Source organism: Butyricicoccus sp., from assembly GCF_050872565.1.
Classification (GTDB): Bacteria; Bacillota; Clostridia; order Oscillospirales; family Butyricicoccaceae; genus Butyricicoccus_A.
In genome coordinates this window covers 1-6,528 of sequence record NZ_JBNMHC010000109.1, presented here as the reverse complement: position 1 = coordinate 6,528, position 6,528 = coordinate 1, and the positions used below count along the sequence as shown (strand labels likewise).

The window sequence follows — 6,528 nt, the reverse complement described above, 5'->3', positions numbered from 1 at the left end:
TTGTTGCCGATTTTTCGTGCCGGTACATTGATAATGCGGCGCAAACGCAGATTATCTGTCGGATTGGCAATCACCCACAAGTACGCCAGCATATCTTTAACTTCCGCCCGGTCAAAAAAGCGCAGACCGCTGACAATGCGATACGGGATACCATTTCTCTTGAACGCGCTCTCAATGCTATTAGACAGTACATGATTGCGGTACAGAATCGCATAATCGCTAAACTGTTTTCCGTCTGCGACGCCTTCGGTAATCATGCGTGCGACATATTCCGCTTCGCCCTCCTGCGTGTCCGACCGATGGAAACGAATTTTCGCGCCGCTGCCATTGTCCGTCCACAGCTCTTTTCCCTTTCGATGCGCGTTGTTACGGATGAGTTCATTTGCCGCGCTCAAGATGTTCTGCGTAGAGCGGTAATTTTGCTCCAAACGAATCGTTGTGGCGTTTTTGTACTGTTCTTCAAATTCCAAGATATTTGTAATCGTTGCACCGCGGAATTTATAAATACTCTGGTCATCGTCACCGACCACACAGATATTCTCATATCCGCCCGCCAACAAGCTGGTCAATACATATTGCGCATGGTTGGTGTCCTGATACTCGTCCGCCATGACATAGTGAAACTGCTTTTGATAGCGCTCTAAAATATCCGGATTGCCTTGCAGCAACTGCACAGTTTTCATGATAATATCATCAAAATCCATCGCATTGGCCTCTTTGAGCTGCTTGGCATACTCTTTATAGATCTCTGCCACAGTCGATTTATAATAATCTTCTGTGTTTTCCACGGCATACATACGTGGTGTCTGCAAATTGTCTTTTGCTCTGCCGATGGCACTTGCCACTCCGCGCGCATCAAACACTTTATCATCCAGCTTCATAGTTTTAATAATCGCTGTCAATACACGCTTCTGGTCATCCGTATCATAGATAGTAAAGGAACGGTCAAACCCGATGGCATCACATTCGCGGCGCAAAATGCGCACACACATCGAATGAAACGTGCTCGCCCAAATATCTTTGGCAAATTCTTCTCCCAATGCGCGCTGCAACCGATTTTGAATCTCTTTTGCCGCTTTATTGGTAAAGGTAATCGCCAAAATTTGCCACGGGCGGGCGGGATTGACGCGGCACAGGGTCTCCGCACGCATCCGATTGTCTTCTGTCGGATGGCGCAGGTATTCTCTCAAAAAAAGCAAATCATCCTCTGTCGCATCTTCCGGTGCGTATTCATAAGAAAATCCCTGACCAAAGCGCAAAATATTGATAATTCGATTGATGAGCACCGTTGTTTTGCCGCTTCCGGCACCCGCCAGAACTAACAACGGACCTTCTGTATGAAAAACAGCCTCTTGCTGCTTGTTGTTCAAGTGTTGAAATTCCCGTTCAATAATCGCCGCGCGCATCGCAGCGTATTGTATATCAAATCTCGATTGCTCCATGAGCTTCTCCTTTACTTTACTGGATTGATAGTCTCATTCATTGTATCATTGCCATTCTAAAATATCAAGCCAGAGCAAATCCCTCACACTGCATTCCAGCGTGAGGGATTCTGCCCAGTCATATACTACTCCATCCTGTCACGATTACAAGCTCCGCTTGATCTTGATAAACATCCAGATACCCGCGCTTATGAGCCCACCGCTCAGCAGAGTCAGCGGCAATAAGCCGAGTCCGCCAGCTGTCGGCAGCCACTTGAGCTGATCGTTCGTCACAATCAATGTGCAGGTATTTTGTTCTTGATCCGGCTGTTCCAGCAACCAATCGGAAGTATCACCGGTATTGCTGTCTGCATAAGAGATCTGACCGTCCTTTACTTGAATCGTAAGGGAATCCGTTCTCTTCTTGTATCCAGCAGGTGCTTGTTTCTCGGTAATCTTGTATTCTCCATCTGCCAAATCAGAGATTTTTACCGTTCCGTCTTTGCCTACCGTATAGGTTCCATGCAGTGTATCTCCATCCCAGATTTCAAATATCGCACCCGAAAGCGTCTGATCCTGTGCATTGACTTTTTTCAGCACAAGTTCCATCCGAAACCGGTTTTGAATCTTTGCTGTTGTGTTCTTGGTGCTCTGAACCGTCAACGGATCGTCACCGTTCACATACGACACAGTATACTGTGTGCCGTTCGCCAGTGTTCCTGTCGCATGATTCTTTAGCGGACTTCCGTCTTGATCCAGTTCCAAGACACAGAACTGACCGCCGACCGGAAGTTGGGTAAATACCGGCTTGTCTACCGAAGCGCCATTGTTCCGATAGGACAGTTCGCCATCTTTGCTTGTAATTTCCAAAGTTTGCAGCTTATTTGCTCTGCTGTAGTCATAGTTGCTTCCCTTGTATTCATACAAGCCAAACGAACACGTCAAATCCGGAATCTTTCCCTTTGGAATTTCTTCTCCGTTGCTGTACAGGAAACTCTTGTCCAATGTGATAGAGCCCTTCTGATTGTACATCGTATAGGAATAGGTGGAACCTAAGTAATAGACATCAACGCCTTGCTCTGCCCATGTTTTCAGCTCCTCAGGATACGTTTCCTTTCCCAGTGCGCCGACCTTTTGCGCAATCGCAACATATTTCGGTGTGGAATCCAGAACATATCCGTCCGGCGCCTTGGTTTCCTTCAAACAGTAAACCGTGTTATACTCCAACGTTTCGTTTTTGCCAAAGGTTGCAAATCCGTCATCTCCAGATTCCGCTGTATGTACGGTTGCCGTCGAATCCGCTTTCCACTGCTTGCTCGCCGTGTCATAGCTTGCCTTTTGCACCGTAAACACAGCATGTGCCAGTGTCTTTGTGGTATTGTCCTTATCCAGCTTCTCTACTTTCAAGACCGGACTATTCTTTGTTGTCGCCGTAGACTCTACATGATAGGTGACGTTTGCATTATCAATCTTTGCAACGCTCTTGCTGTGGCCGTACCAATACGCCGTATTGTTTACAGCAATTGGTGTATCCGGCGGCGCATTTAAAATTGCTCGGTATGTAATGGTGAATTTTTGATTGTCCGGAAGCGTCAGCGTCATCTTTTCACCGGTGCTGGTTGTCTCAATCTTCGGAGAAAGATTGGTGACAACCGCTCCATTTTTATCTGTGATCTGAATCGAGCTTGGGTCAAATCGCAGCGGACTCTGCATCTCATCCACCAAAGTGATGGTATCCGAACCCTTCAGTAAATCCTCATTCAGTTCGTTGACGGTAATCGTAAACGGTAGCTTGCCATCCACAATATCCGATTTGGTTTTAGAAATGGTTGTCTGGCTCACAGAAGCTACTGCGCTGCCTGTAGAAATCGTCTTGCCGGAGTCATTTTGAATCGTCATGGTGTTCACGAAATCTTTGGATTTCGCGTCCAGCATAACCTCTTCATCCGTGACTTTTGCAGCAACCTGCAACTCCAAAGAGCGTTTATCCTTATCTCCGCCCTTTTGCAGATTGGACACGCGAACACGAATTTTTCTCGTCTTTGCATTGTAATACGAGATGCAGGTATATTTTACGCTGGCTCCATCCAGATTTCCTGTCAGCTCCATACGCTGCCAATCCGGATCGTTTTCGCAGGCGGGAATTTCTTCCGTCCGCGGTGCACTGGCACTGTTTCGGATACTCGTGTCGATCCAGAAATATCTGACATAGGTTAAATCGACGCCTTCCGGCAGTTGGTCTTCGATCTGTACCGTACCTTCTGTATTACCGATATAATTGACCTTAATGCGCCAGTCGATATAGGTGCCGCCTTCTTTGATCTGATCCTTCAAGAGCTTGTTGGCACTGTTGCCATTAATCGCTTTCTTTGTTGTCCAATTCTTTCCGTCAAAGTCGTAAATGCCGCCGGTCTCCTTGAAATCATTACCGGAACCTGCTGCCATCATGCTGGTATCGCCCTGAGAGACAAAATCAGAAGACGAACTGTCTTTAGTATACAGCTCATTCCAATATGTGCGTGCATCACGCGAGCTGCTGAATGCATAAGAAGGAGCGGTCCAAAGCACAATGTACATGCTCTCGCCTTCTTTTAGCGCAATGGACTTCTTCATGGTAAAATCGGCGTATTGATTGGTCGCACTCCAGCTATAATCTGCATCAGCTGGTACTTTTCCGCCATTTAGTTCATTGCCGGACAACTTACGCATGTTAGCATCGCTCGTCACGTCGCTAATGCTGCCATAGTACTCCGTAAAGCTCTTGCCATTTGGAACCTTTCCGACAAACACGCCGCCATTGACCATTGTTTCTTTGCGCATATAGTGGCCGCTACCCTTGCTGGTGCTCGGCTTGTCCCGAAAAACGGTGTCTTTCGGGATTTCATTGCCGCTGACTTGAATGACCCAGTACAATCTGCCCTTGGAAGAATCACTAGTTCCCTTGTTGGTATAATCATAATACCAACCGGATTTTGATGCTTCAAAATTCTTACCGCCCTCGATAACTGCGGACGTCGAGACACGCACACCGGCAATCGTCACGGTTTGACCGCCCGGTCCAATGCCTGTACCGCTCAAATCGAAGGAGTTACCGGATGTTACCTGTGTTACATCCGATACATTCTGCGGCGTTGCATAGTATGTCAGCAGATAAGCACCCTTGTCTTTCTGTCCCAAATCCTTTGGAGACAGCTGGAATTGGCTGAGTCCGTCAATATTGACCCATTTTACACTGTCTGCTGTTTTTTGTTTGAGCTGATTTGCCGCTTCTGTATCAGTAGCTGGCTGTGTGCTCAAGCCCTCTTTATAATACGAGACTTGCAGATAACCGGTGTATTTTAAATAGGTATTTTTCAGCGCATCATTGAAAATGGCAGAAGAAACATCCCACGTGCCATCCTCGTTGACAACAACCTGATACTCATAGCTGCCTTTCGGCACGGAAAAGCTGCGTGCAGCGGAAGAATCTTCCTGCAACTTTGCATTGTAAATTGTTTCGTTGTCTGGAACACGAATGTTCTTTTCATACGTTGTTGCAGTGCTCTGGAGCTTTCTGTCCCAGACCTTCTTTCCCAAGGATTTTTCCTGACTGGAGCTTGCAAATCTGCTGTTGCCGCCTGTGGCTGTATCATCGGAATAGATATTGGCAGTATTTTTGATCTTTATTTCTCCATTGGTGCTGGCAAAGACCTCCGGTTTTACATGCATCTGATAGACAAGCAGCCGCTCGCCGCCCGGCTCTACATCTCCAATATAGGCATCAAATTTTCGTTCTGTGGTGCTGGAATTGGTGATAGCCGGATTGCTCATGCCCGCGTGTTTATTTGTTGGGAATGCCATTGCTTTGCTTTCATCTACTGTACTGCCCTTGTACAGCCGGAAGCTACTCTCGACGTACTCAACATATGGATACAAAGAAGCGGCAGTTGCGCCCAAATTATCATGAATTTTCAAGTTTTGCAGCGCATATGTATTTCTGTCATTTGCTTTTACATATACCTGATAGGTCAGTATGCCGCCGCCCGTCTCATCTGCCTGATATGTGCCCAATGTTTTTTTGATCTGCGCACTAACATTCGGCGTAAAGGTAGAAGATGCTGTACCATGCGGATATGTCTTGGAATATGCGTTCGCTTTGTTTACGATATTGCCGCGGCTTTGGATGCCAATATACGTCGATTTCAGCTTGACACGATAGGTCAGTGTTCTCGTTTCATGGGCATCCATTCCGCCGATATTCCAAACCATGACGCCAGGGTTCTGCACACTGGCTCCCGCCGGCTGCGGGATTGGATTCTGTTCTGTCACAGACGTTCCCAGATATACCGTACTTGTTTTATTCGTGCCCGTTTCATACGGCGCATGATTGGTTGTTTCGCTGGTGGCAACGGCAGTCTCTGTACCGGTGACGCCAACATACGAATCCACATACGACTGATTGGTCGTAAACGTATCTACAATCTTTACTTCCGGCATAGCGTCGTCCGCGGTTGACGCTGTCAGCGTATAAACAAGATACGGAACGCCGTTTTCTTCAACGTAAGACGGTGTACTCTTAGCAATCTCCAACGTGCCCAGTCGTGCATTACTGTCCGACTCAAAGTTCAGATGAATGGATGTATTACCGATTTTTACTTCCTGCGTTGGATTTTTCTTTACTTCCTCTTGATTGGCAGAAGTATAGAACGTGAAACTGCCGCTGACCTTAGTATGTTCGCCTTCTTCCTTTTTCAAGAAATCTTCTGTAAAGGTCAAGCGAATCTGCTTTGCATCTTGATCGACGGTAATATCACCGATTTTATTGCCATCCGAATCATAAATTGTATTTAATGCAACCGCTGAATTTTGAAACAGCTCCGGAATCGTGTAAACCAAGGTTCGGTCATGCTGAACTAATTCATCCGCATCGACGTTATCATAGTATACAATTGCCTTTAATCGGGCATCTGCCGGAATATTGGTTGTATTTTCATCAATGGTTGTCCAATCTTCACCCGTCTGATATGCCATAGATGCCGAGACGATATGCGATTCCATTGCCATGCCGTTGCTGGCTGTCGGCTGCGCGGCTCTGGCAAACATATGTAAGCAAAGCACTGCACAGAAG

Annotated in this window: 2 protein-coding genes; both read right to left on the bottom strand. The window is 46.8% G+C overall.

Annotated elements, in window-relative coordinates:
• A partial coding sequence (locus ACR0P9_RS06045) for an ATP-dependent helicase (protein WP_432618276.1) occupies positions 1 to 1,442 on the bottom strand: 1,442 nt, incomplete at its 3' end.
• 144 nt (positions 1,443 to 1,586) lie between these two features.
• Positions 1,587 to 6,503, bottom strand: coding sequence for a SpaA isopeptide-forming pilin-related protein (locus ACR0P9_RS06040; RefSeq protein WP_432618274.1), 4,917 nt, complete (start codon positions 6,501 to 6,503; stop codon positions 1,587 to 1,589).
• Between the last annotated feature and the right edge of the window lie 25 nt (positions 6,504 to 6,528).

What these genes read in the sequence shown, in the direction of transcription:
- ACR0P9_RS06040 (WP_432618274.1), bottom strand. Translation starts at nt 6,503, where the DNA reads ATGTTTGCCAGAGCCGCGCAGCCGACAGCCAGCAACGGCATGGCAATG.